This window comes from Actinocorallia lasiicapitis (assembly GCF_054778695.1).
In genome coordinates this window covers 1-1,837 of sequence record NZ_BAAGZI010000655.1, presented here as the reverse complement: position 1 = coordinate 1,837, position 1,837 = coordinate 1, and the positions used below count along the sequence as shown (strand labels likewise).

The 1,837-nt window shown below is 73.5% G+C and carries 2 protein-coding genes; one reads left to right on the top strand and one right to left on the bottom strand.

Features of this window, described 5'->3' with window-relative positions; genetic code table 11:
* Positions 1–1,241, top strand: a 1,241-nt coding sequence (locus ACYVE7_RS33425) for an AMP-binding protein (RefSeq protein ID WP_460370499.1), incomplete at its 5' end; no start/stop codon positions are given.
* Between the two features lie 50 nt (positions 1,242–1,291).
* Here ACYVE7_RS33425 and ACYVE7_RS33420 read toward each other — a convergent pair.
* Positions 1,292–1,837 (bottom strand): acyl carrier protein (locus ACYVE7_RS33420; protein ID WP_460370497.1); only part of this gene is annotated, 546 nt, incomplete at its 5' end.

The following is a 1,837-nucleotide window of genomic DNA, read 5'->3' as shown; positions in this document are numbered from 1 at the left end:
TCCACCCGCGGTTCCCCGCGCCACGCACCCGGCGGATGCTGACCGACGCCGCGGTCGGCGCGGTACTGGCCGACGACACGGGACGGGCCGCGCTGGCCGAGACCGAGCTGGACGTGCCCGTCCTGGACCTGACGGCCGTCCCGACCGCGACGCCGCTGGACGCGCCGCTGCCCGCCCGCCCCTCGGACGTGGCGTACATGCTGTTCACGTCGGGCTCCACCGGCCGTCCCAAGGGCGTGCCGATCACCCACGGCAGCACCGCCCACTACTTCGACCTGATGGACCAGCGGTACGACTTCGGCCCCGACGACGTGTTCTCCCAGTCCGTCGAGCTGAACTTCGACTGCGCCATGTTCGAGCTGTTCTGCCCGTGGGGGGTGGGCGGCAGCGCCCACGCCGTCCCCGGCGGCGCCTACCTCGACCTGCCCGCCTTCCTCGCCGAACGCCGGATGAGCGTCTGGTTCTCGGTGCCCAGCGGCATCGGCCTGGTCCGCCGGATGGGCGGCCTCGCGCCGGGCTCCCTGCCGACACTGCGCTGGAGCTTCTTCGCGGGCGAGGCGCTGCTCTGCGCCGACGCCGACGCCTGGCAGGCCGCCGCGCCCAACTCCGCGGTGGAGAACCTGTACGGCCCGACCGAGCTGACCATCACCGTCACCCGGCACCGCTGGTCACCGCGGTCCGCGGCGCTGGCGGTGAACGGCGTCGTCCCGATCGGCCGCCCGCATCCCGGACACGAGCTGCTGCTGCGCGCGGACGACGGATCGTCCGCCACCACGGAAGGCGAGCTGTGCATCGCCGGCGAGCAGATGACGTCCGGCTATCTGAACCCCGAGGACGACCAAGGCCGGTTCCTGGAGCAGGACGGCCGCCGCTGGTACCGGACCGGGGACAGGGTGCGGCGGCTGCCGGACGGCGAGCTGGCCTATCTCGGCCGTCTCGACTCCCAGGTGCAGGTGCAGGGCTGGCGGGTCGAGCTCGCCGAGGTGGACCAGGCGGTGCGGGAGTCCGACGGCGTCCAGGACGCGGTCACCACGACCCGTCCCGCGCAGGACGGCCTCGAGCTGGTCGTGTTCTACACCGGGGCCGCCGTCCCGGCCGCCGAGCTCGCGCGGCGGCTGCGCGGGATCCTGCCCGCAGGGATGATCCCCAAGCATTTCCGGCATCTGGCCGAGTTCCCCTTGAACTCCAACGGGAAGGTCGACCGTCCCCTCCTCGCGAAATGGGCTGAGGGGCGGGACTGACGTTCCGTAAGGCGGCTCTGGCGGACGTCGTCCGCCAGAGCCGTGCCGGTTCAGAACGCCGGGGTCTCCAGCTCCTGGTCGAGGATGTCGAACAGGTCGCCCGCGCTGGCGTCGGACAGGTCGGTGTCCGAGGCGTCCTCGGGACGGTGGGCGTCGAGCCACCGGGCGGTGAGGGCGCGGAGCCGGGCGGCGACCCGTTCGAGCTCCGCCTCGTCGGGGGACGCCGACTCCAGCAGGGATTCCAGCCGGGCCAGACCGGTGTCCAGCGGGGCCTCCGCCGGGGTCTTCGCTTCCGCCAGCTCGGACAGCAGCAGCGCGGTGATGGCGTCCGGGGTGGGGTGGTCGAACACGAGGGTCGCGGGGAGCCGCAGGCCGGTCGCGGCCGTCATGCCGTTGCGCAGTTCGACCGCGGTGAGCGAGTCGAAACCGAGGTCGTGGAAGGCGCGGTCGCGTGCCACCGCTCCGAGGCCGTCGTGGCCGAGGACCGCCGCCACATGCGTGCGGACCAGGTCGAGCAGCACCCGTTCGCGTTCGGTGGCGTCGGCCAGGGAGGCCAGCCGGGCGCGGAGGGCCGTCGCGGAACCGTCCGGGGCGGC